Annotated in this window: 22 protein-coding genes; 12 read left to right on the forward strand and 10 right to left on the reverse strand. The window is 74.9% G+C overall.

The window, feature by feature from the left end:
- Positions 1-58 precede the first annotated feature (58 nt).
- Positions 59-1,651 (forward strand): PucR family transcriptional regulator, encoded by a 1,593-nt coding sequence (locus tag ACFVVA_RS03025; RefSeq protein ID WP_387685100.1) that lies wholly within the window; start codon positions 59-61, stop codon positions 1,649-1,651.
- Between the two features lie 84 nt (positions 1,652-1,735).
- On the opposite strand, the gene ACFVVA_RS03030 is transcribed toward ACFVVA_RS03025, so the two are convergent.
- Complete coding sequence (locus tag ACFVVA_RS03030; RefSeq protein ID WP_387685102.1) at positions 1,736-2,863, reverse strand: alpha/beta hydrolase; 1,128 nt, start codon at positions 2,861-2,863, stop codon at positions 1,736-1,738.
- A 316-nt stretch (positions 2,864-3,179) separates the two neighbouring features.
- On the opposite strand from ACFVVA_RS03030, the gene ACFVVA_RS03035 reads away from it, so the two are divergent.
- The 7 genes from ACFVVA_RS03035 to ACFVVA_RS03065 all read left to right on the forward strand — a co-directional run bounded on the left by ACFVVA_RS03035 (position 3,180) and on the right by ACFVVA_RS03065 (position 10,795).
- Positions 3,180-4,193, forward strand: coding sequence for a substrate-binding domain-containing protein (locus ACFVVA_RS03035; protein ID WP_387685353.1), 1,014 nt, complete (start codon positions 3,180-3,182; stop codon positions 4,191-4,193).
- A complete protein-coding gene (locus tag ACFVVA_RS03040) occupies positions 4,190-5,236 on the forward strand; it encodes an ABC transporter permease (RefSeq protein WP_387685104.1) in 1,047 nt (348 codons plus the stop codon). Before ACFVVA_RS03035 ends, ACFVVA_RS03040 begins: the two co-directional genes overlap by 4 nt.
- Positions 5,237-5,244: 8 nt before the next feature.
- A complete protein-coding gene (locus ACFVVA_RS03045) occupies positions 5,245-6,105 on the forward strand; it encodes an ATP-binding cassette domain-containing protein (RefSeq protein WP_387685106.1) in 861 nt (286 codons plus the stop codon).
- Positions 6,102-7,208: an ROK family glucokinase gene (locus tag ACFVVA_RS03050; protein WP_380547113.1), complete on the forward strand. Its 1,107-nt coding sequence runs from the start codon at positions 6,102-6,104 to the stop codon at positions 7,206-7,208. The genes ACFVVA_RS03045 and ACFVVA_RS03050 overlap by 4 nt, the downstream gene beginning before the upstream one ends.
- Before the next feature lie 81 nt (positions 7,209-7,289).
- Positions 7,290-9,080 (forward strand): gamma-glutamyltransferase, encoded by a 1,791-nt coding sequence (ggt, locus tag ACFVVA_RS03055; RefSeq protein ID WP_387685108.1) that lies wholly within the window; start codon positions 7,290-7,292, stop codon positions 9,078-9,080.
- Positions 9,081-9,155: 75 nt separating this feature from the next.
- Positions 9,156-10,004: an exodeoxyribonuclease III gene (locus ACFVVA_RS03060; RefSeq protein WP_359913305.1), complete on the forward strand. Its 849-nt coding sequence runs from the start codon at positions 9,156-9,158 to the stop codon at positions 10,002-10,004.
- Between the two features lie 167 nt (positions 10,005-10,171).
- The gene (locus ACFVVA_RS03065) at positions 10,172-10,795 is read left to right on the forward strand and encodes a hypothetical protein (RefSeq protein ID WP_387685110.1); all 624 of its coding nucleotides are present in this window, start codon (positions 10,172-10,174) and stop codon (positions 10,793-10,795) included.
- Positions 10,796-10,879: 84 nt separating this feature from the next.
- Here the strand turns inward: ACFVVA_RS03065 and ACFVVA_RS03070 are convergent, their stop codons facing one another.
- Complete coding sequence (locus ACFVVA_RS03070; protein WP_387685112.1) at positions 10,880-11,635, reverse strand: lysoplasmalogenase; 756 nt, start codon at positions 11,633-11,635, stop codon at positions 10,880-10,882.
- 483 nt (positions 11,636-12,118) lie between these two features.
- Here ACFVVA_RS03070 and ACFVVA_RS03075 point away from each other — a divergent pair, with 483 nt between their 5' ends.
- The gene (locus ACFVVA_RS03075) at positions 12,119-13,678 is read left to right on the forward strand and encodes a DUF2398 family protein (protein ID WP_387685114.1); all 1,560 of its coding nucleotides are present in this window, start codon (positions 12,119-12,121) and stop codon (positions 13,676-13,678) included.
- 165 nt (positions 13,679-13,843) lie between these two features.
- Here the strand turns inward: ACFVVA_RS03075 and ACFVVA_RS03080 are convergent, their stop codons facing one another.
- From ACFVVA_RS03080 to ACFVVA_RS03090, 3 genes are all read right to left on the reverse strand, one after another.
- Positions 13,844-14,023, reverse strand: a complete 180-nt coding sequence (locus tag ACFVVA_RS03080; protein ID WP_387685116.1) for a hypothetical protein — start codon at positions 14,021-14,023, stop codon at positions 13,844-13,846.
- Positions 14,024-14,143: 120 nt separating this feature from the next.
- Positions 14,144-15,775: a BCCT family transporter gene (locus ACFVVA_RS03085; protein ID WP_387685118.1), complete on the reverse strand. Its 1,632-nt coding sequence runs from the start codon at positions 15,773-15,775 to the stop codon at positions 14,144-14,146.
- Positions 15,776-15,917: 142 nt separating this feature from the next.
- Positions 15,918-16,307, reverse strand: a complete 390-nt coding sequence (locus tag ACFVVA_RS03090; protein ID WP_387685120.1) for a MerR family transcriptional regulator — start codon at positions 16,305-16,307, stop codon at positions 15,918-15,920.
- 488 nt (positions 16,308-16,795) lie between these two features.
- On the opposite strand from ACFVVA_RS03090, the gene ACFVVA_RS03095 reads away from it, so the two are divergent.
- Positions 16,796-18,031, forward strand: coding sequence for a sulfite oxidase (locus tag ACFVVA_RS03095; protein WP_387685355.1), 1,236 nt, complete (start codon positions 16,796-16,798; stop codon positions 18,029-18,031).
- A gap of 117 nt (positions 18,032-18,148) precedes the next feature.
- Here ACFVVA_RS03095 and ACFVVA_RS03100 read toward each other — a convergent pair whose 3' ends face one another.
- Both ACFVVA_RS03100 and ACFVVA_RS03105 read right to left on the reverse strand, forming a co-directional pair.
- Positions 18,149-18,799, reverse strand: coding sequence for a TetR/AcrR family transcriptional regulator (locus tag ACFVVA_RS03100; protein ID WP_359913286.1), 651 nt, complete (start codon positions 18,797-18,799; stop codon positions 18,149-18,151).
- 98 nt (positions 18,800-18,897) lie between these two features.
- On the reverse strand, positions 18,898-19,806 hold the full coding sequence (locus ACFVVA_RS03105) for an acyl-CoA thioesterase (protein ID WP_387685122.1): 909 nt from the start codon (positions 19,804-19,806) through the stop codon (positions 18,898-18,900).
- A gap of 137 nt (positions 19,807-19,943) precedes the next feature.
- On the opposite strand from ACFVVA_RS03105, the gene ACFVVA_RS03110 reads away from it, so the two are divergent.
- Together ACFVVA_RS03110 and ACFVVA_RS03115 are read left to right on the forward strand one after the other, a co-directional pair.
- On the forward strand, positions 19,944-21,329 hold the full coding sequence (locus ACFVVA_RS03110; RefSeq protein WP_387685124.1) for an SWIM zinc finger family protein: 1,386 nt from the start codon (positions 19,944-19,946) through the stop codon (positions 21,327-21,329).
- Positions 21,326-24,046 carry a DUF6493 family protein gene (locus tag ACFVVA_RS03115; protein WP_387685126.1) on the forward strand — a complete coding sequence of 907 codons (2,721 nt, stop codon included), beginning with the start codon at positions 21,326-21,328 and terminating at the stop codon, positions 24,044-24,046. Before ACFVVA_RS03110 ends, ACFVVA_RS03115 begins: the two co-directional genes overlap by 4 nt.
- A gap of 88 nt (positions 24,047-24,134) precedes the next feature.
- Here ACFVVA_RS03115 and ACFVVA_RS03120 read toward each other — a convergent pair whose 3' ends face one another.
- The 3 genes from ACFVVA_RS03120 to ACFVVA_RS03130 form a co-directional block, all read right to left on the reverse strand.
- The gene (locus ACFVVA_RS03120; protein WP_387685357.1) at positions 24,135-25,337 is read right to left on the reverse strand and encodes an MBL fold metallo-hydrolase; all 1,203 of its coding nucleotides are present in this window, start codon (positions 25,335-25,337) and stop codon (positions 24,135-24,137) included.
- Between the two features lie 402 nt (positions 25,338-25,739).
- Positions 25,740-26,192, reverse strand: coding sequence for a MaoC family dehydratase (locus ACFVVA_RS03125; protein ID WP_359913279.1), 453 nt, complete (start codon positions 26,190-26,192; stop codon positions 25,740-25,742).
- A 74-nt stretch (positions 26,193-26,266) separates the two neighbouring features.
- Positions 26,267-26,767, reverse strand: coding sequence for a pyridoxamine 5'-phosphate oxidase family protein (locus ACFVVA_RS03130; RefSeq protein ID WP_387685128.1), 501 nt, complete (start codon positions 26,765-26,767; stop codon positions 26,267-26,269).
- Positions 26,768-26,861: the final 94 nt, after the last annotated feature.

Raw genomic sequence — 26,861 nt, forward strand, 5'->3', positions numbered from 1 at the left:
CCAGGCCCTATCGTTACCCCTTCACCCCTCCCCCCAAGCCCCGTTAAGGAGTCCGCGGATGCGCGTCCGTGACCTGCTCGCCCCCGGAGCCCCGCGACTGCGCCTGCTCGCGGCCGAGGAAGAGCTGGACCGGCAGGTCAGCGGCGTGATGACGACGGACCTCCAGGACCCGGGCCGCTACCTGCACGGCGGCGAACTGGTGCTCACCGGCATGCTCTGGCGCACCGTCCCGGCCGACTCCGAGCGTTTCGTCCGCACCCTGGCGGCCGGCGGCGCGGTGGCCCTGGCGGCCGGCGAGGCCGAGGTCGGCCCGGTGCCCGAGGACCTGGTCGAGGCCTGCCGGCGGCACCGGATGCCGCTGCTCGCCGTCCCCGACGACATCGCCTTCGGCACCGTCACCGAGTTCATCGGCCGCCAGGTCTCCGCGGACCGCGCGGCCGACCTCGCCGCCCTGGTCGACCGGCACCGCCTGCTGGTCTCGGCGGCCGGCGGCGGCGGACTGGACGCGGTGCTGGACCTGCTCGGCGGCGACCTCGACCTGGACTGCTGGGTGCTCACCCCGACCGGCGCGGTGATCGCCGGCCCCGCCGACCGGCTCTCCGCCCAGGACCGCGACCAGCTGGTCCGCGCCCACCTCGCCGCCCAGCGCCAGCGCCGCCGCCCCCCGCACCGGGCCCGGCTGGCGGCCGGCTCCTACTCGCTGCTGCCCGCCCCGGTCTCCGCCGAGCACGACGCGCCGCTCGTCGACTGGGTGCTCGCGGTGGCCGGCGACGTCACCGAGTGGACCGCCAAGCGCCAGCAGCTCGCCGAGAACCTGGCCCGGCTGGTGGCCGCCGAGCGCCACCGCCGCGACGAGGGCCGCCGGCTGCGCCGCCGCCTCGCCGACGAGGTGCTCGCCCTGCTGCGCCGCGACGCCGACCCGGCGGAGATCAGCCGCACCCTGTACGCCTCCTCGGCGATGGCCGTCGGCTACGAGATCCCCGATCCCAAGTCCCGGGCGCAGGAAGGCTCCTGGCTGGTGCTCAGCGCCGAGGGCACCGGCCTGCCGGAGGGCACCGTGCGGGCAGTGCTGGAGGAGGCGCTCGGCGGCGCCGCCGACCGCGCCCTGGTCGCCGGGACGGGCACCGGCGCCGTGGTGGTGCTGCCCGCCCTGGAGGGCCCGGTGCCCGCCGACGCCCTGCGCGAGCTGCTCGCCCCGCTGGAGGCCGGGCTCGGCTCGGAGGGCCGGATCACCCTCGGGGTCTCCGCCCCCGCCTCCGGGGCCGGCGGTCTGCGCGGCGCCCTGGAGGAGGCCCGGCACGCCCGCCGGATCGCCGCCTCCCGGGTCGGCCGGGTCTGCGTCGCGGGCCCCGAGGAGCTCGCCTCGCACGTGCTGCTGCTGGCCGCCGTCCCGGACGAGGTGCGCCGCGCCTTCCGCGGCCGGCTGCTGGACAAGGTGATCGCGTACGACATCGAGCACCAGGCGGACCTGGTCCGCACCCTGGAGGCCTTCCTGCGCTCGGACGGTTCCTGGACCCGCTGCGCCGCGCAGCTGCACGTCCACGTGAACACCCTGCGGTACCGGATCGGCCGGATCGAGGAGCTGACGGGGCGTGACCTCTCCCGGCTGGAGGACCGGGTGGACTTCTACCTGGCGCTGGAGCTGGCCTGACGCCGCGCCCGGACATGCGGCAGGGCCCGCCGCGACCGCGGTCGCGGCGGGCCCTGCCCGTACGGTTCGCTGCTGCCGGCCGGCCTACTGGACCGGGATGACCGAGGTCAGCCACTGGAAGGCGGCCGGGACCATCTTCTTCCACTGCTCGGTGGTGTGCGGGCCGGTGCCCTCCTCGACCTGGACGGTGGTCGGGGCCTTGGCGGCGGCGCGGATCGCCTCGCCGTCCTCGTAGCCGTCGCCCTTGGAGCCGCTGACCAGCAGCGCGACCTTCGGCGGCTGCGGGGCGGCCTTCAGGATGTTGACCGGGTTGTTGGCCTCGCGCAGCTTGGCGTCCTTGCCGACCAGGGAGTCCGGCTCCTGGGCCGGGTCGTTGTAGCCGGACATCGCGATGGCGGCGCGGTACCGGTTGGGGTGGGACAGCGACAGCTTGGCGGCGCAGTGCGCGCCGGCCGAGTAGCCGGCGATCGCCCAGCGGTCCGCGGACGGGTCCGCCCGGAAGTTGTCCAGCACCATCTGCGGGACGTCGCGGGTGACCCAGGCGTCGGCGTTGATCTTGCCGGGGATGTCGGTGCAGCCCGCGTCCTGGTTGTTCAGCAGCTTCGTGCGGGGCGAGACCAGGATGAACGGGGCGACCTTGCCCTGCTGCATCAGCGGCTTGAGCTGCTCGGAGACCTTGAGGGTGCCGTACCAGGTGGAGGAGGAGCCGGGGTAGCCCGGGATCAGCTCGACCACGGGGAACTTCTTGTCCTTGAACGCCGGGTCGTTGTACTGCGGCGGCAGCCAGACCAGCACCTCGCCGTCGACCCCGGACACCTGGCCCTTGAGCTCGGTCCGCTGCACGTCGTTCGGGACGAGCGGGTCGTTCACGCCGCCGAAGCTCTGCTTGACCTTCGGCGGCTCCTTGGCGGCCTCACCGCCCGGGCCCGCCGTGGCGGCCGGGTCGACCGGCGTCAGGACGGGCACCGCGCGGACGTGGTTCCCGGTGCCGAGCAGGTCGTCCCAGTTGCCGTAGATCAGGTTGGCGTTGTTGACCATCACGAACACCATCAGGACGGCCGTGACCTGGCAGAACATGATCATGACGATCCGGGTGAGGTAGCGCACCGGCTGCGGGCCGCCGACCTTCCCCCAGAACAGCAGCGCCACTGTGATGGACACCGGCACCAGGATGACGGTGAGGAGGAAGAATGGCGTACCTGTCAGTTCCATCGAGTTCTCGTATCGGGTCGCACGCCGCCCGGGCCCCACTCGCCCGGACGCACGTCAATGGCATCAGACGGTGATGGACCGATGATCGGTTGCCGTCCGAATCTGTGCGGAACCTGAGAGGAACATCACGTTCTCGCGATGAACCCGTTCGGATCGGCGCCTAAGTCTGCCACCCGGACAGACGTCGTCCGGACCAGATGTTCAGCGAACTACCAGGAAAGGTCCCCCGGGGCACCTTACCTCCCAGGCCATCGGGCCTGCCGGGCGAGGCGGTGCGATCCCGCGCGACCGGGGAAGGGAGACTATGGGGATGAGCATCACCCGCTTTCGCCCGTCCCGCCGCTTCTGGCCCGCGTGCGCCGTCCTGGCACTCGCGGTCACCGCGGCCGGTTGCAGCAGTACCGGAGGCAGACGCGCCGAGGAGGCCCGCGCCAAGGCCGCGGCCACCGGCGGCAGCGCCGTCACCACCCCGCGTTGGAAGGTCGCCATGGTGACCCACGCCGGAGCCGGCGACGCCTTCTGGGACACTGTGCGCAAGGGCGCCGAGCAGGCCGCCGCCAAGGACAACATCACCTTCCTGTACTCCAACGACGCGCAGACCCAGAACCAGGTCCAGCTCGTCCAGGCCGCCATCGACCAGAAGGTCGACGGCCTGCTGGTCACCCTCGCCAAGGGCGACGCCATGGCCGACGTCCTCGGCAAGGCCAAGGCCGCGGGCATCCCCGTGATCACCATCAACTCCGGCCAGGAGTTCTCGCAGAAGTTCGGCGCGCTGACCCACATCGGCCAGGACGAGTCCACCGCCGGCCAGGCGGCCGGCGCCGAGCTGGCCTCGCGCGGCCGCAAGAACGTGCTCTGCGTGATCCACGAGCAGGGCAACGTCGGCCAGGAGCAGCGCTGCTCCGGAGCCCGGTCCAAGGCCGGCGGCGACTTCCAGGTGCTCTACGTCAACGGCGTCGACATGCCCGACGCCCGCGCCGCGATCTCCGCCAAGCTCCAGGCCGACCCGGCCATCGACACCGTGCTCACCCTCTCCGGCCCGATGGCCGCCACCGGTCTCCAGGCCGTCCAGGACGCCCGCCGCAGCGTCGAGCTGGACACCTTCGACCTGGGCACCCAGGTGGTGTCCGGGCTCAAGTCCGGCAGTGTCGGCTTCGCCGTCGACCAGCAGCCCTACCTCCAGGGCTACACGGGCGTCGACCTGATCTGGCTGTACAAGTACAACCTGAACATGCTCGGGGGCGGCAAGCCCGTCGAGACCGGTCCGCAGATCCTGACCAAGGACAACGCCGACGCGCTCGCCGAGTACGTCGCGAGGGGGACCAGGTGAGCAGCCCCGACGTCCTCGCCCACGACGGCCTGGCCGACGGCCGCCCGCCGGCCCTGCGGCGGCTCCTCGCCCGCCCCGAGCTGGGCGCGCTGATCGCCGCCGTCGCGGTCTTCGTGGTCTTCGCCGCCGTCGCCGAACCCTTCCTGCGGGTCTCCTCGCTGGGCACCGTGCTGTACGCGGCCTCCACCATCGGGATCATGGCGGTGCCCGTCTCGCTGCTGATGATCGGCGGCGAGTTCGACCTCTCGGCCGGCGTGCTGGTCACCACCGCGGCGCTGACCTCCTCGATGGTCTCGTACCAGTTCACCGCGGTGACCTGGGTCGGCGTGCTGGTCTCGCTGGCGACCACGCTGGCCGTCGGCTGGTTCAACGGGTGGATGCTCGGCCGCACCAGGCTGCCCAGCTTCATCGTCACGCTCGGCACCTTCCTGATGCTGACCGGCGCCAACCTGGGCGTCACCAAGGCGATCTCCGGCACCGTCTCCACCAAGTCGATCTCCGACATGGAGGGCTTCGCCTCCTGCCGCTGGCTGTTCGCCTCCGAGGTGACCGTCGGCGGGCTGACGATCAAGGCCACCGTCTGGTGGTGGCTCGGCCTGCTCGCGGTCGGCAGCTGGGTGCTGCTGCGCACCCGCTTCGGCAACTGGATCTTCGCGGTCGGCGGCGACGCGGAGGCGGCCCGCGCGGTCGGCGTGCCGGTCGCCCGGACGAAGACCCTGCTCTACCTGGGCGTCGGCTTCGGCGCCTGGGTGCTCGGCCAGCACCTGCTGTTCTCCTTCGACACCGTGCAGTCCGGCGAGGGCGTCGGCAACGAGCTGATCTACATCGTCGCGGCCGTCATCGGCGGCTGCCTGATCACCGGCGGCTACGGTTCGGTGGTCGGCTCCGCGCTCGGCGCGCTGATCTTCGGCATGGTCAGCAAGGGGATCATCTACGCCCAGTGGAACCCGGACTGGTTCAAGTTCTTCCTCGGTGCGATGCTGCTGCTGGCCGCGCTGCTGAACGCCTACGTCAAGCGCCGGGCCGAGCGGGGGCCGCGATGAGCACGGACATGACGAGCGCGGCCGCGGCGGGCACCGAACTGCTCTCCCTGGAGGGCGTCGGCAAGAGCTACGGCACCGTCCGCGCGCTGCAGGACGTCTCGCTGACCCTGCGGGCCGGCGAGATCAGCTGCGTGCTCGGCGACAACGGGGCCGGCAAGTCCACCCTGATCAAGATCATCGCGGGGCTGCACCAGCACGACGAGGGCACCTTCACCGTCGGCGGCGAGGAGGTCCGCCTGGACTCCCCGCGCCAGGCCCTGGAGCGCGGCATCGCCACCGTCTACCAGGACCTCGCGGTCGTGCCGCTGATGCCGGTCTGGCGCAACTTCTTCCTCGGCTCCGAGCAGGGCACGCGCCGCTGGGGCGGCCTGCGGCTGGACGCCGACGGGATGCGCGCCACCACCCGCGAGGCGCTCGCCAGGATGGGCATCGACCTGTACGACGTCGACCGGCCGATCGGCACCCTCTCCGGCGGGCAGCGCCAGTGCGTGGCCATCGCCCGCGCCGTGCACTTCGGCGCCAGGGTGCTGATCCTGGACGAGCCCACCGCCGCGCTCGGCGTCAAGCAGTCCGGAGTGGTGCTCAAGTACGTCACCGCCGCCCGCGACGCCGGGCTCGGGGTCGTGCTGATCACCCACAACCCGCACCACGCGTACCTGGTCGGCGACCACTTCACCCTGCTCAAGCGGGGCCGGATGGCGGGCAGCCACCCGCGGGCCGAGATCGGCCTCGAACAGCTCACCACCGAGATGGCCGGGGGCTCCGACCTCGCCGAGCTCTCGCACGAGCTGGCCCGGCCCTCCGTTTCCGACCCCCGTCAGTCCGACCCCCGCGACCCCGACCCAGGCGAGGAGCGTCCGCAGCCGTGACCAGCTCCCAAGGCAGCACCCGGCCACCCGTCCTGCCCACCCTGCTCGGCCTCGGCCCGCGCGCCGAGCGCCGCCGCCGCGCCCTGCCCGCGGGGATACTGCGGCTGCCCACCATCGGCGTCGACATCGGCGGCACCAAGGTGGTCGCCGGGGTGGTGGACGGCGAGGGCAAGGTGCTGGAGAAGCTGCGCACGGACACGCCGCACAAGAGCAAGAGCCCCAAGGTGGTCGAGGACGTCATCGTCGAGCTGGTGCTCCAGCTCGCCGACCGGCACGACGTCCACGCCGTCGGCATCGGCGCGGCCGGCTGGGTCGACGCCGACCGCTCCAAGGTGCTGTTCGCCCCGCACCTCAACTGGCGCAACGAGCCGCTCCGGGAGGCGCTCAGCGAGCGGCTGCGCTTCCCGGTGATCGTGGAGAACGACGCCAACGCGGCCGCCTGGGCCGAGTGGCGCTTCGGTGCCGGTCGCGGCGAGGACCACATGGTGATGCTCACCCTGGGCACCGGCATCGGCGGCGCGGTGGTCCGGGACGGCTACGTGGACCGCGGCAAGTACGGCCTGGCGGGCGAGTTCGGGCACATGCAGGTGCTGCCCGGCGGCCACCGCTGCCCGTGCGGCAACCGGGGCTGCTGGGAGCAGTACTCCTCCGGCAACGCGCTGGTGCGCGACGCGCGCGAGCTGGTCGCCGAGGAGTCGCCGGTGGTGCAGCCGCTGCTGGCCCGGGCGGGCGGCACGGTCGAGGGCATCACCGGCCCGCTGGTCACCGAGGCCGCCCAGGACGGCGACCCGACCGCGACCGAGCTGCTCTACGAGGTCGGCACCTGGCTCGGCGTCGGCATCGCCAACCTGGCCGCCGCGCTGGACCCCGGCCGCTTCGTCATCGGCGGCGGGGTCTCCGAGGCGGGCGACCTGCTGCTCGGCCCGGCCCGGGACACCTTCCGCCGCACCCTCACCGGGCGCGGGTTCCGCCCGGAGGCCGCCATCGTGCACGCCGCCCTCGGCAACGAGGCGGGCCTGGTCGGCGCGGCCGACCTGGCCCGGCAGGTGGCGCGGCGCTTCCGCACGATCAAGCGGCGGCGGGTGGAGCGCAGCGCGCTGTAGGCGGGGGCGGGGCGGTGCGGTTGTCGGATCATTCCTCCTGTGGAACAACTGATGAGTTGACGTCGACTCAGGAGGACTCGCATGAGAGCTCTGACCCGCCTCGCGCCGTCTCTGTTACTCACCACCGCACTGGTCTGGTCCGGCGTCGGGCCGGCCGGCGCCGCGGCCCCGCCGTCGAAGGCGCCGGAGGCGGTGGGCTGGGGCGGTGCGGTGGCCACCGTCGACGCCGACGCCACCGCCGCCGGCATCGAGGTGCTGCGCAAGGGCGGCAACGCGGTCGACGCGGCCGTCGCCGCCGCCGCGGCCCTCGGGGTCACCGAGCCCTACTCCTCCGGCATCGGCGGCGGCGGGTACTTCGTCTACTACGACCACGCCACCGGACGGGTGCACACCATCGACGGCCGCGAGACGGCCGGCCGCACCGCCGACAGCGGCCTGTTCCTGGAGGACGGCAAACCGCTGGCCTTCGCCGACGCCGTCACCAGCGGACTGTCCGTCGGAGTGCCCGGCACCCCCGCCACCTGGGACGCCGCGCTGCGCCACTGGGGCACCCGCTCGCTCGCCCAGAACCTCGAACCGGCCGAGCGGATCGCCGACAACGGCTTCGTCGTGGACGACACCTTCCGCAACCAGACCGCCGACAACTACGCCCGGTTCAAGGACTTCCCGGCCACCGCCAAGCTCTACCTGCCGAACGGCAAGCCCCCCGAGACCGGCAGCCTGCTGCGCAACCCCGACCTCGCCGCCACCTACCGGCTGCTCGCCAAGGACGGCGTCAAGGCCTTCTACCAGGGCGAGTTGGCCGGGGACATCGTCAACACCGTGCAGCACCCGCCGGTCGACCCGGCGTCCGGCCGCAACGCCCGCCCCGGCCGGGTCGACACCACTGACCTCGCCGACTACCGGGTCCGCGACCAGGCGCCCACCCACGTCTCCCACGGCGCCTACGACGTCTACGCGATGGCCCCCTCCAGCTCCGGCGGCACCACCGTCGGCGAGGCGCTCAACATCCTGGAGGACGGCGGCGACGTCTCCGCGTACAGCAGCACCCAGTACTACCACCACTTCCTGGAGGCCTCCCGGATCGCCTTCGCCGACCGCAACCGCTGGGTCGGCGACCCGGCCTTCAACGACGTCCCCACCAAGCAGCTGCTCTCCGAGCGCTACGCCGCCTCCCGGGCCTGCCTGATCAGCCCGGACCACGCGCTCACCAGCCCGCTCGCCCCCGGCGACCCGCGCCACCCGGCCCCCTGCGCCGACACCGGCCAGGCCGTCGCCGAGCCGTACGAGGGCCCCAACACCACCCACCTGACGGTCGCCGACCGCTGGGGCGACATCGTCTCCTACACGCTCACCATCGAGCAGACCGGCGGCAGCGGCATCACCGTCCCCGGCCGGGGCTTCCTGCTCAACAACGAGCTGACCGACTTCGACTTCACCCCGCTCGCGCCCGGCGTCCCCGACCCCAACCTGCCGGGCCCGGGCAAGCGGCCGCGCTCCTCGATGTCCCCGACGATCGTGCTGCGCGACGGCGAGCCGGTGCTCGCGACCGGCAGCCCCGGCGGCGCGACCATCATCACCACCACCCTCCAGGTGCTGCTCGGGCGGCTCGACCGCGGCCTGAGCCTGGAACAGGCCATCGCCGCGCCGCGCGCCAGCCAGCGCAACGGCGCCACGACCCAGGCCGAGCCCGGCTTCCTGGCGCTGCCCGAACGGGCCGCGCTGGAGGGCCTCGGACAGAGCTTCGTCAACGGCGGCGAGATCGGCGCCGCCACCGGCGTGGAACGGCTGCCGGACGGCCGCTGGGTGGCCGCCGCCGAACCCGTGCGGCGCGGTGGCGGCTCGGCCGCGGTGGTCCGGCCCGCGCGCTGATCGGGCCGGACTGTCGGTGCCGGACGGTATGTTCGGGGTGGGCCTCCCACGCGAGGGGCGGCCCACCCCGTCCGCATGCCCGTCCGCACCGAACCACCGGGAAGGCCGCCCGCCGTGACCGTCCGCATCGCCACCTGGAACATCAACTCCGTCACCGCGCGGCTGCCCAAGCTCCTGGAGTGGCTGGAGAGCGCCAAGCCCGACGTGCTCTGCCTCCAGGAGCTCAAGTGCGCGGCCGACGCCTTCCCGTACGAGGCGGTCCGCGAGCTCGGCTACGAGACGGCCGCGCACGGCAACGGCCGCTGGAACGGCGTCGCGATCGTCTCCCGGATCGGCCTGGACGACGTCGTGCGCGGCCTGCCCGACCAGCCCGGCTACCTCGCCGACGGCGCCCTGCTGCCCGAGGTCGAGCCGCGCGCCGTCGCCGCCACCTGCGGCCCGGTCCGGGTCTGGTCGGTCTACGTGCCCAACGGCCGCGAGGTCGGCCACCCGCACTACGAGTACAAGCTGGAGTGGCTGGAGGCGCTGCGCAAGGCCGCCACCGAGGACGCCGCGGGCTCCCGCCCGTTCGCCGTCCTCGGGGACTTCAACATCGCCCCCACCGACGAGGACGTCTTCGACGCCGCCGCCTTCGAGGGCCTCACCCACGTCACCCCGGTCGAGCGCGCCGCGCTGACGTCCCTCGGCGAGATCGGCCTCCAGGACGTGCTGCCCCGCCCGCTCAAGTACGACCGCCCCTACACCTACTGGGACTACCGCCAGCTGGCCTTCCCGAAGAACCGGGGCATGCGGATCGACCTCACCTACGCCAACAAGCCCTTCGCCGACGCCGTCACCGACAGCTACGTGGACCGCGAGGCCCGCAAGGGCAAGGGAACCTCGGACCACGCGCCGGTCGTGGTGGACCTGGACCTCGACGTCTGAGCCGCGCCGCGGGCGTCACGCCGGGTCACGGGCCGTAACCCGAACGGTCGTGAGCGCTGGCCGAGCGCGGGGCGGGTGCCTACCGTCGGTGAATGACCGGGTGCAGTCGCTCGACCACGTGGACATGGGAGTCCCCGGCTGCGCCCGAGAATCCCGGAGGTTCCGGCATGCGCCCCACGCGTACGGCCGCCGCCGTCCTGATCGGCGCGACGGCGCTGACCGGCCTGACGGCCCCCCTCGCATCCGCCAGGGACGGCTCGGCCTCGGTCAGCCCGTCCCAGGCCGCACCGGGCCAGACCGTGACGGTCACGGTCTCCTGCGAGAAGTCGGACAAGCCCGACGCCAAGACCATCACCGCCCGCTCCGCCGCCTTCGAGGGCGGTCCGGCGACCCTCACCCTGGGCCCCGACGGCAAGCACAGCGGCTCCGCCCGACTGGCCGGCCAGCACGCCGGGGACAGTAAGGTCGACGGCACCTGCCCGGACGGCGGCGCCTTCGCGACCACCGTCACGGTCGCCACCGCGGCCTCCACCACCCCGGACAGGAGCACCGACAAGGACCTCCGGACGGACCCCGACAAGAGCCTCGGCGAATGGGGCGAGGCCGCGGGGGAGTGGGCCGGTTCGCTCGGGCAGTCCGGCGCCGGCAGCCAGCAGGTCGCCCCGCACGGCGCGGTGCAGACCGGCCTCGGCGGCTCGGTCGCGGCGGACCCGGCGGAGCTGGCCGGCGGCCTCGCGCTGGTCGCCGGCGGCGTCGGCGGCTTCTGGCTGCTGCGGAGGCGCGGTGCCTGACGGCCCCGCCGCCGCGTGCCCGCGTGTCCCTGCGCCGCGCCGCCGGACCTGACGGGACCGGCGGCGCGGCGGCGCGGCGGCGGGTCAGACGGTCAGCGGTTCGGCGCCGCCGTTGCGCCTGTCGGCCCCGGTGCCCTCGACGCCCTCGCGGTGCAGCCGGTCCTGGTGCCGGAGGGTGCCGTCGGCCAGCAGGTACTGGGCCAGCACATAGGTCGCCATGATCCAGAACTGATGGCCCGGCAGCTCCCGCCACTTCGCCAGCTGGGTGGCGATCAACGTGTCGGAGAGCAGGAACAGCGCCCCGCCCAGCCCGGTCCGCCAGCCCAGCCCGGCCGAGGTGACGGCCGTCGAGGCGAGCAGCAGGCTGTAGCCCGCCACCGGGACGCGCAGGTCCCCGAGGTCCGGCCAGAGCTGCCCGACCAGGGTCACCCAGGCCGTCGCGTACGCGGCCGCGACCATCAGCGCCCTGCGGCGGTCGGTGAGCGCGCCGCGCTTGACGAACATCGTCACGTAGCAGACGTGCGCCGCCGCGAACGAGCCCATGCCCGCGAGGAACGCGGGATCGTTCTTCAGCTGGAGCAGCACGTCCCCGCCCGCGCTCAGCAGCAGGGCCGGCGCCAGCAGCTTCGGCGCCTCCTGCCCGGCCTTCCTGGCCGCCGCCACGCTCTGGGCCGCCAGCAGCGGCATCAGGGCCGGCTTGGTGGCGTTCTGGAGCACCGAGGCACCGGAGACGATCGCGCCCAGGTGCGCCGCCGAGGTGGCCGCGAAGCCGCCCAGCAGGCCGGTGGCCGAGCGCAGGCGTGCCCCGAGGCCGGCGCGGTCGGTGGTACGGACAGTCATGCGTGCGCCTCTCGGTGATCCGCTGCTTCGGACCGACCCTAGAGGAGCCGGACCGGCGGCGGAAGGGCGGGTTACCGGCGCGTAACCCCGGTGGGCGGAGCCGGATGACGGGGCGGCCGGCAGGCGGAGCGCGGGCGACCGCTTCGAGGGCTCCTGCGGAGAGTTCCTCAGGAGGGCGGTTGCTGCCGACGGGTGGCCCGGGCACCGTCTAGTCTGGACCCCGACATGGATCAGCAGGACTACGCGGTCGGCGCCACCCGGGTGGCCGGCAGGCCGGACGGACGCGCGGGCGGGGCAGGACGGGGAACCGCCCACGCCGTCCTCGCCGTACGCGAAGCCGGTCCTGACGGCGGTCCCGCTGCCGGCTCCGCCACCGGTGCCGCCGGCGGCCCTGGAACCGGCCCCACTGACAGGGGAGCTGGAACCGGCCCCACTGGCAGGGGACCTGGGACGGGCGCGGCGAGCGGTACCGACGACGTGCGGGTGACCGACCCCCCGGCCGCCGACGTGACGCTCTCGCCCGATCCGGGGCTGCTGCGCCTGGCCCACTGGTTCGCCGCCGCCGCCCCCGGCACCGCCGACGACCTCTGCGCGGCCTCCTTCGGCCTCTACCCCGCCCGCCACCTCGGCGCCGCCGCCGAGCCCGCCGCCGATCCCGGCGTCAGCTGGTGGCACGGCCCCACCGCGCACTCCGCCACGCCGGCGCGCCTCCGGGAGGACCGCACCGAGGGCGGCCTGCGCCGCGCCCGGCGCGACGACGCCGCGCTGCCCGTCGTCCGGTCAGGTGCCAAGCCGGGCAGGCCGGGCCGGCACCGCAGGCCCGAGCCCACGCGGGTGACGCCGCCCACCGTCGTGGCCCAGGACCGCTCCGGCGAGGAGCTCCCCTCGGCCGAACGCCGGATCGCCGCCCGGCTGTTGCTCGCCCATCCGCTGGTCACCGCCTCCGGCCCGCACGCCGACGGCTTCCCGCTGATCCGCCGTCACCGGGACTGGCTGGCCGAGCGCTTCGACACCCTGCTCGGCTACCGCCTCGTCGTCGGCCCCTGGCACGCCCGGCTCTGCAAGGCCGGCCTCGGCCCCGACGCCGCCCGCCGCCTCGAACACCCCGTCACCGGGGCGCCGTTCACCCCGGCCGGGTACGCCCAACTCGCCCTCGCGCTGGCCCTGTTGGTCGACGCCCCGGAGGAGCTGGACTACCGGCGGCTGCTCGACGCGATGGGCGCCGCCGCCCCCGAACTCACCGCCGAACCGACCGACCTCGCCATGGCGCTGGCCGCGCTGGCCGGCTGGCAGGTGCTCGGCGAGCTGCCGCCCGACCCGGCCGACGGCTCCTTCGTGCTGACCGTGGACCGCGAACTCGCCCGTGCCGTCCCGGCCGGCCCGCCCGCCCTCGCCGACGACGCCGCCGACCTGATCCGCCGCGCCGCCGACGCCGAGCCCGCCACCGCCGTCCGCCGGCTGCTCGCCGAGACACCCGCCGTCCTGGCCGCCGACCTCCCGGAGGACCACCGGGCCTGGCTGCAGGACCACCGGCTCAGCGGCCCGGCGGCGCTCGCCGAGTTCCTCGGCCTGGAGGCCGAGCTGCGGGCCGAGGGCGTGGCCCTGCTCGACCCGGCCGCCGAACTCACCGATCTCGCCCTCCCGGGTGCCGACACCGTCGCCCAGGCCGCCCTGCTGCTGGTCGAGCGCCTGGTCGAGGAGGTCCGCCCGCTGCCCGGCGAGGCGGTGGCCGGAGACGTCCCGATCCCGGACGCGCTGATAGACGGCGTCCTCGGCGACATCGCCGACGAGTACGGGCTGCCCGCCCGGTACCTCGCCGACCGCACCGCCCTGCGGCGTGACGCCCTCGACCTGCTCCACCGCCTCGCCCTGATGGCCCCCACCCCCCACCCGACCCGGCCCCCGGCCTGGCGCCTGCGCCCCCCGGCCGCCCGCTACGCCCCGGCGCCCGACCTCCACCCCACCCCCGGCACCGGCCGCCACTCGCGCCCCGGCCCGCTGGTCCCGCCCCCGGCCGGCCCCCGCGCCGAGCAGCGGGCGTAGCGGGGGCGCCGCTCTCCGGCGGCGGGGCCCGGCTCGGGCGGACGACGCGACGGGCTCGGGCCGGGAAGCATGGCGGCTCCGGGCCGGGGAACGTGGTGGTTCCGGACCGGGAGAGCAAGAAGCACCGGGTCCGGGGCGGGACCGCGGTGCCGGGCGGGGCGGTTGCTACTTGCTGGCGGAGGCGCTGGCCAAGGGGCCGTGTTCGACGGTTTCCACGGTGGCGCCGACGCCCAGGGTGCCGAGGGCGATGGAGACGAGGACGGCGGTGGCGGCGAGCAGCCGGCGGTGCCGTTGGGGCAGGGGGAAGCGCGGTTCCTGTTGGGGCGCCTGAGGGTTGGCGTTCATGACAGGGAGGTTTCCAGGGCGGCGTGAACGGTCGGTACGCGCGGGTGAAGTCCCGACGGGGGTTGGGCGTCGGTTGGCCGCACACGCCCCAACCGTCGCCGGCCGGGACGTATGCACAGGTCAGCGGCGTGTGCCGGACTCGCCGACGGCCTCCCGGACGGCGTCCCGCAGGCCGTGCGGCGGGCGGAAGCGGGAGGGTGCGGCGGCCGGGTCCTCGCGGAGCTCCTTCACCAGCGAGACGCACAGCAGCAGCATCACCACCACGAACGGCAGCGCGACCAGGATCGTCGCGTTCTGCAGCGCGGTCAGCCCGCCGGCCAGCAGCAGGGCCGCCGCGACCCCGCCCATCAGCACGCCCCAGACCACCACCAGCCAGGTCCGCGGATGCAGCGAGCCCCGGCTGGAGAGCGAGCCGAGCACCAGCGAGGCCGAGTCGGCGCTGGTGATGAAGAAGGTCATCACCAGCAGTACCGCGACCACGCTGGTCACCGAGCCGAGCGGCAGCGAGCGCAGCATCTCGAACAGGGAGGCCTCCGGGCCCTGCGGGATGGTCGCGACCAGGTCGGCCGCACCGGTGGTGACCAGCCGGATCGCGGTGCCGCCCATCACGCAGAACCAGATGACCGTCGCCCCGCTGGGCACCAGCAGCACGCCGAGCAGGAACTGCCGGACGGTGCGGCCGCGCGAGATCCGGGCGATGAAGGTGCCGACGAAGGGCGCCCAGGAGAGCCACCAGGCCCAGTAGAAGATCGTCCAGGAGCCGAGCCAGCCCTCGTCGGTGAAGGCGCCGGTCTGGGTGGACATGGCGAGCAGGTCGGAGAGGTAGCCGCCGACCGAGGACGGAATCGCGTCCAGCACGAACACGGTCGGACCGACCACGAAGACGAAGACCATGATCAGCGAGGCGAGCACGACGTTCGCGGTGGAGAGCCACTTCACGCCCTTGTGCACCCCGGAGAACGCGGAGACCACGAACGCGGCGCTCAGCGAGGCGATGATGATCAGCTGGGCGTTCTGGGTGTTGCGGACGGACGAGATGTAGCCGAGCCCGTCGGCGACCTGGAGCGCGCCGAGACCGAGGCTGGTCGCGGAGCCGAAGACGGTGGCGAACACGGCCAGCAGGTCGATCGTCCGCCCGGCCCAGCCGTCCGCGCCGCGCTGTCCGATCAGCGGGACGAAGGCCGCGGAGATCCGGTTGCCCCGACCCTTGCGGAAGGTGGTGTAGGCGAGGGCCAGGCCGCCGACCGCGTAGATCGCCCACGGGTGCAGGGTCCAGTGGAAGAGCGAGAACTCCAGGGCCTGCTGGGCGGCGGCCGAGCTCTGCGGCTCCAGGCCGGAGCCGGGCTGCGGGGTGGCGAAGAGCTGGAGCGGCTCGCCGACGCCGTAGAACATCAGGCCGATGCCCATGCCGGCGCTGAACATCATGGCGATCCAGGCGACGGTGGAGAACTCGGGCTCGTCGTCGTCGCGGCCGAGCCGGATCCGGCCGAAGCGGCTGAACGCGAGCAGCAGGGCGACGACGAGGAAGACGTCGGCGGCCACCACGAACAGCCAGCCGAAGTTGTGCAGCACCCAGTCGAGCGCCGTGCCGGAGGTGCGGCCGAGCGAGTCCTCGGCGAAGACGCCCCACGCGACCACCGCCAGGACCAGGACGGCGCCGATGCCGAACACCGCCCGGTCGACCGGAAGGGTCGCGGCGGGTTCGTCGGGCTCCTCCACGGGCTGGTCGGGCTGGGGCGGCTGGCTGCTCATCGGATGGACCTCTCGACATACTCGGCGCGCCCGGAACGCTCGGAACGCTCGGGATCAAGCTGTATGTCGCACTATGTCCAGTTCGCTCCGCCGGTGGCGGGACGCCGCGCCGGGGGAGCGCCGGGTCGGGACCTACGTCCCGTCAGGCCGCCCGCCCCTCGCCGTAGTCGTGCCCGTGCCCGGAGTCGCGCGCGGTGGCGAGGTAGTGGGAGAGCGCCCGGCGGCTGCGGGAGAGGTCCTCGATCCGCGCGTCCAGGCCGGCGAGCTCGTCGCGCAGGGTGGCCAGCAGCTCCGGGCAGGCCTCCAGGACCGGGACGGGACCGGTGGCGCAGGGCAGCAGCTCGGCGATGATCCGGGTGCTCAGACCGGCCGCGAGCAGACTGCGGATCTGCCACACCCGGACGGTGTCCTGCTCGCCGTACTCGCGATGGCCGGCCGCCGTCCGGTCCGGCTTGAGCAGGCCCTGCTCCTCGTAGTAGCGGAGCAGGCGGGTGGACACCCCGGTCAGGCGGGCGAGTTCTCCGATGCGCATGACCCGGCGAACGACGCCGCTCGCCGGGGTGTTCCCCGGGGGGCGGCCAGCCCATGAGGAACTCCAGTGCCACGTCGCGCAGTTCGCCCGTCGGCGTGGGCGGCCGGCCAGGGGATCCGGGTGAGCGGGGTGGCTGACATCGGGTGCTCCTTCGCGGGCCGGGGTTTCGCCGACAGCGGGAACGGTAGGTGTTCACACCAGTGAGAAGGTCAAGCCGGAGAGCGGGAGCCCGCCCGGGACAGCCTTCGGGTCCCGGCTCTGGTCGCGCGCACCGGCGAACCGTCCACGCCGACACGGAAGGAACGCCGTTCATGGACGACGAGGTCCGTACCCCGGACGAAGCAGCCCCGACGCAGGACGCCGGGACCGCGGCCACCCCGACGCGGGACGCCCCGGAGCAGGACGCCCCGGAGCAGGCCGGCCCGGAGCCGGTCGGCCCGGCGCAGCCCGTCCGCGACGACGGGGTGGACCGCCGGACGGTGCTGCGGATGGTCTCCGCCGCCGGGGCGCTCGTCGCGCCCGTCCCGGCCGTCCCGCTGCTCGCCGCGGGCCGGGCGGCCGCCGAGGAGGTGCCCGCGTCCGGTCCCCTGCCCGGTCCCCTGCCCGGGCCCGTGCCCGGGATCGTCAAACCGCTGCCCGCCGAGTGGTTCGTGCCGCGCGGCACCAACGCCGAGACGCGCTGGGACGCCTTCCGCGACGCCGACGGCCGTGCCGTCGTCCACCGGCACGTGCCGGTGGAGCGGTTCTTCGTCCGCAACCACACCAGCACCCCGCTGATCGACCCCGGCACCTGGCGCCTCAGGCTCTTCGGCAGCGGCCTGCGCGGTGCCCCGACGTCCGGGCGCCCGGTCGAGTTCGGCCTGGACGACCTGCGGGAGCTGCCGTCCACCCGGATCAGCGCGCTGATCGAGTGCGCCGGCAACGCCCGCAGCTACTACTCCGGCCAGCAGAACCAGCCAGTCCCGGGTACGCCGTGGACCCTCGGCGGCGTCGGCTCGGCGAGCTGGCGCGGCGTCCGGCTGGCCGAGGTGCTGCGGGCCGCGGGGCTGACCGGGGCGGCGGTGGACGTGCTGCCCACCGGCCTGGACCCGGACTTCGTCGTCGGCGGCACCAACTACGGACCGGTGCGCCGCCCGCTGCCGATCGCCAAGGCGCTGGACGACGTGCTGCTCGCGTACGAGATGAACGGCGAGCCGCTGGCCCCGGACCACGGCGCCCCGGTCCGGCTGGTGGTGCCCGGCTGGGTGGGCATCGCCTCGATCAAGTGGGTGGGCAGCGTGGAGGTCGCCGACCACCGGCTGTACTCGCCGTGGAACACCGACTTCTACCGGATGTTCGGCCCGGAGTACCCGCCGGGCGGCGGCGACCCGCTCACCGAGCAGGTGGTCAAGAGCGCCTTCGAGCTGGCCGCCGGTGCGCGGCTGGCGGCGGGGCGCGAGCACCGGCTGCACGGGCGTTCGTGGTCCGGGGCGGCGGCGGTGCGCCGGGTCGAGGTGAGCGCCGACGGCGGCCGGACCTGGCGGCGCGCCGAACTGCGCGACGAGCCACGGGCCGACGGCTGGACGCGCTGGAGCGTCGACTGGCGCCCCGAGCGGCCCGGTCCGTACGAGCTGCGCGCCCGTGCGACGGACCGCCGGGGCAACACCCAGCCCGAGCGGGCGGTGTTCAACCGGGAGGGCTACCTGTTCGGTGCGGTGGTGGCCCACCCGGTGACGGTGGTCTGAGCCGCGGCAGTGGTCCGCGCCGCGGCGGCGGTCCGAGCCGCGGCAGTGGTCCGCGCCGTGCCGGTGGTCCGCGTCCGTCGGCCCACCGGTCGGCGGGCGCGGACCACCGGCGGGCGCTCAGCCGGTGGACTGGACCTCGTACGGGGCCGGGTACCGCGTCTCGTACGGGGTCAGCACCAGCCGCACCACGTCCTCCAGGCGCCGCCGGGCGTCCCCGAGGGTGGTGCGGCCGGTCACCCAGGCGGTCAGCTCGCCCTGCCAGGCGTGGGCGACGATGTGCCGCACCAGATCGCTCGCGGCGGCCGGCACCTCGGTCGTCACGGCTTGCAGGGCGGTGCTGTCGGCCCGGGCCATGCCCTGCAGGGCCTCGCTGGCGAACGGATCGGTGGAGGCGGCCACGGCCACCCTCAGCCGGGCGAGTTCGGGCTGCCGCTGGTAGGCCCGCATCCCGCCCCGGACGAACCGGACCGCCCGGTCGGTGGCCCCCGGCCCGGCTCTCGGCCCGCGCAGCTCGGCCACCAGGTCGGCCAGCAGGAGGCGATGCCACTCGGCGATCGCCGCCGCCAGGAGGTGGTCCTTGGAGGAGAAGTAGCGGTACGCCGTCCCCAGGGCGACTCCGGACCGCTCGCAGACCTGCTTCATCTGCATCCGCTCGACGCCGATCTCGTTCACCAGGGCGAGCGCGGCCGCGATCAGGCTTTCGCGGCGTTCGAGCTGACGCGGAGACATCGCCTCCACCGGCCGTGGTGACAGGTCAACCTTGGTCACCCGCACCATGATACGGGCCGGGGCCGCTCAGGAGTATGACGCCGTCCGGCCGCCTTCCGTTCGTCCTGGGGTCACCGGGGTACCGGGAGTGCCGGGTGTCACGAGGGGTCGCGGATCAGCGCCTCCTGGACGGCGGAGGCGACCAGTCGGCCGTCCAGGTCGTAGAACTCGCCGAGCGCCAGGCCCCGGCCGTCCGAGGAGGACGGGCTGCGCTGGGCGAACAGCAGCCACTGGTCGGCCCGGAACGGGCGGTGGAACCACATCGCGTGGTCCAGCGAGGCCATCAGCAGCCGGGGCGGTTCGGTGCGCTGGAAGAAGTTCGGCTGCATGTTCAGCCCGGCGGTGGAGGCCAGGGTGAGGTCGGACAGGTAGGTCAGCGCGCCGGCGTGCAGCAGCGGGTCCCCGTCCGGCAGCGGTGAGGCGGTGCGCATCCAGACGAACTGCTGCAGCAGTCCGGGGACGGCCGCCGGCAGCCCCGGGGCGTCCGCCGGGACGAAGCGCACGTCGAGGTCGCGGAAGCCGCCGTCCGCGGCGAGCGCCCGGCGGACCTGCTCGGACAGCCCGGCGACGGAGTTCGGCAGCGACTCCGGGTGGGGCAGCGTCGGGATCTCGCGCTGGCGGTCGGCGGCCGGCTCAGGGTGCTTGAAGGAGACCGAGAGGGTGAAGAGCTCGTGCTCCTGCTGGAGCGCCGTCACCCGGCGGGTGGTGTAGGACGTGCCCTCGCGGACCCGCTCGACCAGGTAGTCGATCGGCCGGGCGGGGGAGCCCGGCCGCAGGAAGTAGCCGTGCAGCGAGTGCACCGGGCGCCGGTCCGCGCAGGTGCGGCCGGCGGCGACGAGCGCCTGCGCGGCGACGTGGCCGCCGAAGGCGCGCATCGGGGCGCCGGCGTGGCAGCGGCCCCGGAACGTGTTCTCGTTCAGCTGCTCGATCTCCAGCAGCCCGGCGAACGAGGTGGCCGGGTTGGGCCCCTGTTCGGCCGGGATGCGCTGTTCAGTCAGGTCTGTCACGGGCCAATAGTGGCAGAAGCCAACCGTGCGGCGATGTGACCCGGGTAACGTCCGGGTGCTCGGAAATCGGATAGAACACGTTTCACTTCAGCCAGTGGCCCACAGATCTGTCAGTGCCCTCACCTAGCGTGCTCGGCATGACGCAATCCGCACACGCGTACGCCTATCTGCGTCCTTCGGCCGTCCTGGACGGTGCCGGTGGACGCAGCCTCGACCTGGCCACCTCCGGCGGCGCCACCCCGCTCGGATCCGCCGCCAACCCGCGCTTCTTCGCGGGCTTCCTGGCCGATCCGGCGCCGGCCGCCGCCGCGCTGCTCGCGGTCGCGGACGTCGCCGCCGCGCGCTACTACCAGCCGCAGCTGCGCGCCTCGCTCGACCCGGTGGTCACCGCCAACGGGGACCGGCTGCGCTTCGAGTCCTTCTCGGGCTGCTGCGGCGTCTACGCCCGGCTCGACGTGCTCCGGGCCGGGCTCGACGGGGACGAGATCGGCCACGGCACCACCAACGTGGACGTCAACAACCCGCTGCGGGAGGCGCTGACCAGGATCGGCCCCGCCGACCCGCTGCACCTCGCGGTCGGGCCGGACGCGCTGGAGGTCACCAGCTTCGACGGGCCGCTGGTCGAGAAGAAGGTCCCGCTGCCGGAGCGCTGGCTGCGCGGCTTCGCCGAGACCCAGGTCGTCGCCGCCGGCTTCGAGCCGCGCGCCGAGCTGCCCGCCGCCGAGGCGGTCCGGTTCCTGCGCTCGCTGCCGCGCGCCGGTCGCGGCGGACGGGCCGGCGCCGGCTGGGTCGTCCCGGCCGGAACGACGCTGCGGCCGACCACCCGGCCGGTGCCCGGCGCGGTCTGCCTGCCCGGGCCCGAGCGGCTGGTGGCGCTCCAGCGGGTGCTGCGGCACGCGCTCGCCCTGCGGGTGTACGGGCCGGTCGCGGCCGGGGAGCCGACCGCCTCCGCCTGGGAGGCGGTGCTGCCCGGCATGCGGCTGACCCTGACGCTCTCGCCCGACGCCTCCCGGGGCTTCTCCGGCGAGGGCGGGGTGCTCGACTCGCTCGCCACCGGGACGGCCGAGCGGGACGCCGAACTGATCGCGGTGCTGCTCGCCTGGGAGCCCCGGATCGAGGTCGGGGACCTCGCGGCCCAGTCCGGGCTGAGCCCCGAGCGGGTCCGCGCCGCGCTCACCCGGCTGGGCACCGCCGGGCAGATCGGCTACGACACCGCCGAGGCCGCCTACTTCCACCGGCAGCTCCCGTACGCCGCCGGGCGGGCCGAGGCGGCCAACCCCCGGCTGCGGGCCGCCCGGGCCCTGGTCGAGGCGGGCGCCGTCCGGCTGGAGGAGGGCGGGGCGACGGCCGTCGTCACGGTGGACGACCACATCCAGCGGGTGCGGACGGACCCGTCGGGGCGGCTCAGTTGCACCTGCCTGTGGTGGGGCAAGTACCGGGGCGGACGCGGGCCGTGCAAGCACGCACTGGCGGTCGGGATGGTGCGGGAGTCGGCCGCGGGGGCGAAGGGGGCCGGAGCGTGAGCACGACGGCGGATGCCGGCCGGCAGGGGCCGGTCGACGAACTGCTGACGGCCGTCCGGTCCGGACGGCTCGCGCGGATACCGGAGCTGCTGGCCGCCCTGGATCCGGCCCAGCGGCGGTCCGGCCTGGCCGCCCTCAAGGAACTGCGCAAGGAGCTGCGGCAGGACTGGTCGCGGGAGGCGGCCGAGGCCAGGGGACGACTGCTGGTGGCCGGGGTCGGCTGCCACGCCGGCCCGGCCGGCGCCGCCGTCTGGCTGGCCGGCAGCGACTTCGCCGACCGCCCGTGGGCCCGCAACTCCGTGCTGCACCAGGTCATCGAGGCGCAGCCTGTGGAGTGGCAGGTCGAGGTGGTCACCCGGCTCGCCGCCCGGCCGGCGCGCAACCAGGGCTGGTCGATGTACCCGGTGATGGAGGCCGTGGTCCGGCGCACCGGCTGCGAGGTGCCGCGCGGCGAGACCTTCGTCCGGGGCTGGATGGACCGCACCGGCGACCTGGGCGGCGCGCGTCCGACGCTGGCCGAGAAGCTGCGCGAGGACGCCTTCACCCCGGTGCTGCTGCCCGAGCTGTTCGAACTCGCGGACGTCGGTTGGCCGCTGACGCTCCGGCTCGGCCCGCGCCCCGGCGACGTCTGGACGGAGGCGATCGGCGAACTGGCCGCGGCCGGCGTGGTGGACCGGGCCGAGGTGCTCGACCGCTGCCTGGCCCGGCTGCTGCGCGGCGGCAGGACGACCGACCAGCGGGCCTTCCTGGAGGTGCTGCGGGAGCTCGAACCGACGCCGGGGGAGTACGCGGCCCGGGTGCGCGACCTGGTGGCGCTGCTGGACGGCCCGTCGGTGCTCGCCGGGCACGCCCAGGAGGTGCTCGCCGGGCTGGACGAGGCCGGGCTGATCGAGCCCGAGGTGCTCACCGAGGCCTCGGCGGTGGTGCTCTTCCGGACCGAGAAGAAGCTGGTCCGAGCCCAGCTGGCCTGGCTGGACAAGGCGGCCCGGCGCGCGCCCGACCGCTCCGGCCCGGTGGTGCTGGCCGCGGCCGAGGCCTTCGGGCACCCCGACGTGGCCCTCCAGGAACGGGCGCTGAACGTGGTGGCCCGGCACCTGAAGGCGGCGGGGGAGGCGGTGGTGGCGGAGCTGCGGACCGCCGCCGAGGCCCTGAACCCGGCCCACCACCGGCGCGCGGGCGACCTGCTCGGCGCACCGGTCGGCGACGGCGACGGTGACGGCGACCCGGAAACCGGGTGGAACGACGTCCTCCCGCCGGTCCCCGAGCCGCGCCGGCTCGGCGCTCCGATCGGTTCGGTGGGCGAACTCGCGGAGGAGCTGTCCGCCCTGCTCGCCGGGCGCGAGCCCGGTGTGGCGGACTTCGAGCGGGTGCTGGACGGGCTGGTCCGGCTGAGCCGCCTGGACCGCAAGGCGCTGGCCGAGGCGGTGGAGCCGGTCCGCCGGGTGCACCGGTGGAACGGCACCGGCAGCTGGGGGGACTGCACGCCCGGGGAGATCCTCCACGTGGTGGCCGCGGTGGCCGGCGAGACGGCGCCGCGAACGTTCTGGGACCACTTCCGCGGCAAGGGCCGCTCCCCGCTGCGCGGCGCGCGCACCACCGTGCACGGCGCCGTCCTGGCCTCCCGGCTGGAGGAGGCCGCCTGGCAGGTCGTCCAGGCCCGGGTGCCGTACCTGCTCGCCACCCCGACCGACGCCACCGGCGCCCTGGACGCGGCCGTGCTGGTCGAGCGGATCGCCGGTTACGAGGCGGCGGGCGTCACGCCGGGAAAGGCCGACCTGTCCCAGGCCCTGCTGCGGGTCGACGTGCGGGTGGAGGAGGCGGTGCTGAAGGCCGCCGAGGCGCTCGGCTCCCCGGCCGGGCGGTGGCTGGCGCACTGGCTGCGCACCGGCGGCCTGCCCGGGCAGTCCTCCGAGCGGGTGCTGTTCGCGCCCGGCAAGGGGGTGCGGCGCGCCAACGCGTACGGGGACCGCTGGTGGGAGGAGATCGAGCGGATCGCCGTCGCCCAGCCGGGCATCGGCGCCGGGCCGAAGGGGCCGGGCGGCGAGCGGCTCACGGCCGAGCTGCGGGCGCTGCTGGACGGCACCGAGCCCAGCGTGGCCCGGGCCCGCAAGGTGTACGACTGGAGCTGGCGGGCCATCGACCACTGGTTCGCGATGCTCCCCCGGCACCGGGAGGAGCTGGCCGCGCGCTGGCTCGACCCCTTCGCCGAGTGCGCCGACCGGGACGAGCGCGGTGCCGCCCGCTACCTCCCGCTGCTCGCGGAGGCCGGCGGTCCGGCCGGGCTCGCGCTGCACCTGGCGCTGGCGTACGGCCTGGGCGCCCGGCACGCCGAGGACCGGACGGCGGCGGTGGACGCCCTGCTGGTGCTCGCCGCGCGTGGCGACCTGGACGGCACGCTGCTGGGCCGCGAGCTGGGTGCCCTGGTGGCCTGCGGCACGGTGCTGGCCGGCCGGCTGGGGGCGGCGCTCGCGCTGGCGGCGGAGACCGGGGCCCGGGCGACGGTCTGGTCGGTGCTCGGGGCGGCGCTGCCGGGCCTGCTGGGGGAGGCCGACCCGTCGACGCGCGGGCTGGGCGACCTGATCGCGCTGGCCGCCGACTGCGCCCGGCGCACCGGGGCCCGCGGGCCGGTCGCCGAGGTGACGGCGGCGGCCGAGCGCGGGGGGTCGGGCCGGGTGGTCAAGGAGGCCCGGGCGCTGCGGGACGTGCTCGCGGGCTGAGGGGGTGGATTCCGGCCGGCGGCGGACGGGTGTCGGTCGGCGGCGGACAGATGCCGGGTGATGGTGGACAGATGTCGACTGACAACTTTCAGCGAACAGATTTTGAAATTTGTTCGCTGAAAGTTGTCGTCTGTTCGCGCGCCTCGGCCGCCCCCGTGGCCGCCTCGTCCTGCGGCCGCTCGCCGGCCAGGGGCGGGATGGCGCGCGGGGCGGCGACGGCCCGCCACCACAGGCGCAGGGCGGGCGGGGCGGCGGGCTCGAAGGGCTTGCCGGGACGGGGCACCGCGAGCCGGGCGCCGAGCGTCTGGGCCGCGGTGACCACCCGCTCGGCCGGCTCGTCCCAGGGGTGCAGCGCGAGGTTGAAGGTGCACCAGTGGATCGGCAGCAGCAGTTCGCCGCCCACGTCCAGGTGCGCCCGCACGCCCTCCTCGGGGGTCATGTGCACCTCGGGCCAGAACTCGCTGTACGCGCCGACCTGCATCATCGTCGCGTCGAACGGGCCGAGCCGGCGGCCGATCTCGGCGAAGCCGGGGAAGTAGCCGGTGTCCCCGCTGTGGAAGATCCGCCGCCCGCCACCGGCGACCACCCAGGACGCCCACAGGAACAGCGTGCTGGTGCGCGGTCCCCGGCTGCAGTAGTGCCGGGCCGGCGTGGCGGTCAGCGTCAGCCCGGCGACCTCGGCCGACTCCCACCAGTCCAGTTCGACGATCCGCGCGGCCGGTACGCCCCAGTGCTCCAGGTGGGCCCCGACCCCGAGCGGGACGGCGAACACCGCGCCCGTCCCGATCAGCGCCCGGACGGTGCCCATGTCGAGGTGGTCGTAGTGGTCGTGGGAGACCACCACCACGTCCACCGGCCCGAGTTCGGACAGCGGCAGCGGAACCGGGTGCAGCCGCTTGGGGCCGGTCCAGGAGAAGGGGGAGCAGCGCTCGCCCCAGACCGGGTCGAGCAGGACCCGCCGTCCGCCGATCTCGGCCAGGACCGTGGCGTGCCCCAGCCAGGTCAGCCGCAGCCCGGACTCCGGCGGCGCGGCGAGGTCGCCCGGGAGCAGCCGGTGCACCGGCACGGCGGCGGTCGGCGCGCGGCGGGTCTTGTCCCCGGCCAGCTGGGCGCGGGTGATCTCCAGCGGGCTGCGCTCGTACACCAGGCGGCGGGTGGGCACCGGGTTGCGGAAGGCGCCGTCGGCGAACTGCGGGGAGCGGCGGATGCGGGCCAGCCGCTCGCCCCGGGGCTCGGCGCCGAAGGCGTCGGTCCGGATCCGGTGCCAGGCGGCCCGGGGCAGTCCGGCCAGCCCGGGTACGGCGCGCTCGGCGGTGGGATCGGCGGAGGGCGGGGCGAACAGCGCGGACAGACCGGCGAGGCGGGAGAACCACGGGGCGGGGCGGGGCACGGCTCCTCCAGGGACGGTCACGGCTACCGGGCGTGCCCGGGGCGCGCAGCGCAGTGGCGAAATGGGGCTGCTGCGATACGACAACCATCTCGTCGGAGATTACTCGCCATGGGCCGTCCGGACCTGGTGGAGAGCCCGGCGCGGTCCAATCGGCGTACCCGGGAAGGCGACGCCGGCCGGTGCCCGGGCGCCGCCCCGCTCTGTCCCCCCGGGGGGACTTCCCCGGCCCCGGCCCCGGCCCCGGCCCCGGCCCCGGCCCCGGCCCCGGCCCCGGCCCCGGCTCGGGCCCTGGACCCGGCCCGGTCAGGCGTAGAAGCGGGTGATCGTCTCCGCGACGCAGTGCGGCTTGGCGCTCCGCTCGCTGGTCACGGTGAACCGCACCACCGCCTGGATCCCGCCCGGCACCTCGGTGGCCGAGAGCAGCTCGGCGGTGGCCCGGATCGCCGTGCCCACCGGCACCGGCGCCGGGAACCGCACCTTGTCGGAGCCGTAGTTCAGCGCCATCCGCACGCCCTCGACGGCGTAGCACTCCTTCGCCAGCACCGGGATCATCGACTGGGTCAGGTAGCCGTGCGCGATGGTCGAGCCGAACTGGCTCTCCTTGGCCCGCTCCGGGTCCACGTGGATCCACTGGTGGTCACCGGTCGCCTCGGCGAACAGGTCGATCCGCCGCTGCTCGATGGTGTGCCACTGACTGGTGCCCAGCTCGGTGCCGACGGCGGCGGTCAGCTCGGCGAGGGAGGCGAAGGTCGTCACGGTGCGCTCCTGGTGGGGACGGGCCCGGGGAGGGGTCAGGACGCCGGAAGCGTATGCCTACCCACCGGTATCTGTCAGGAGCCGAACGGAAAACCGGTGTTCACGGGCCCGGCGCTCACCGGCCCGGTGCTCGGCTGCCGGCGCGTCCGGCGGCCCGGGACGCCCGGCCCGGTCGGGAACAGCCGGCGGCCGCTGACCAGCTCCGGGACCAGCGCGACGAACAGCGGCTCCGGATCGCCCACCCACGGCCGCAGACCGGACCGCAGCACCCGTCTGACCTGCTCAGGATCGCTCACCACGTCGGCCCGCCCGTGCACCAGGACGCTCCACCCGGTGCGGGTGACCGGGTCCAGCAGATCCGCCTGGAAGGCCACCACCGTGCCGTCAAGCCCGCGCGCGGTGGCACTTCCCCGGCGTACGGCGAGCACCAGCCGCCCGTCCAGGACCTCGAAGGAGACCGGCAGGACGGCCGGCAGCGCGTGCTCGGTGTACACCACGCGCCCGACGGGCACGGTGCTGAGCAGCCGCAGGCACTCGGCCTCGCTCAGGGTCTCCACACGGTCCTCACGCTCCATGCGTCCGATCGTCCTCGGTCGGTGCGCGCACCGATAGGGCCCATGGTCCCTGAGCGGACGGGCCGGGAGCCCCGTCGGCGACCGTTCGGGGCGG

The organism is Kitasatospora sp. NPDC058048 (assembly GCF_042885555.1).
Classification (GTDB): domain Bacteria; phylum Actinomycetota; class Actinomycetes; order Streptomycetales; family Streptomycetaceae; genus Kitasatospora; species Kitasatospora lactacystinica.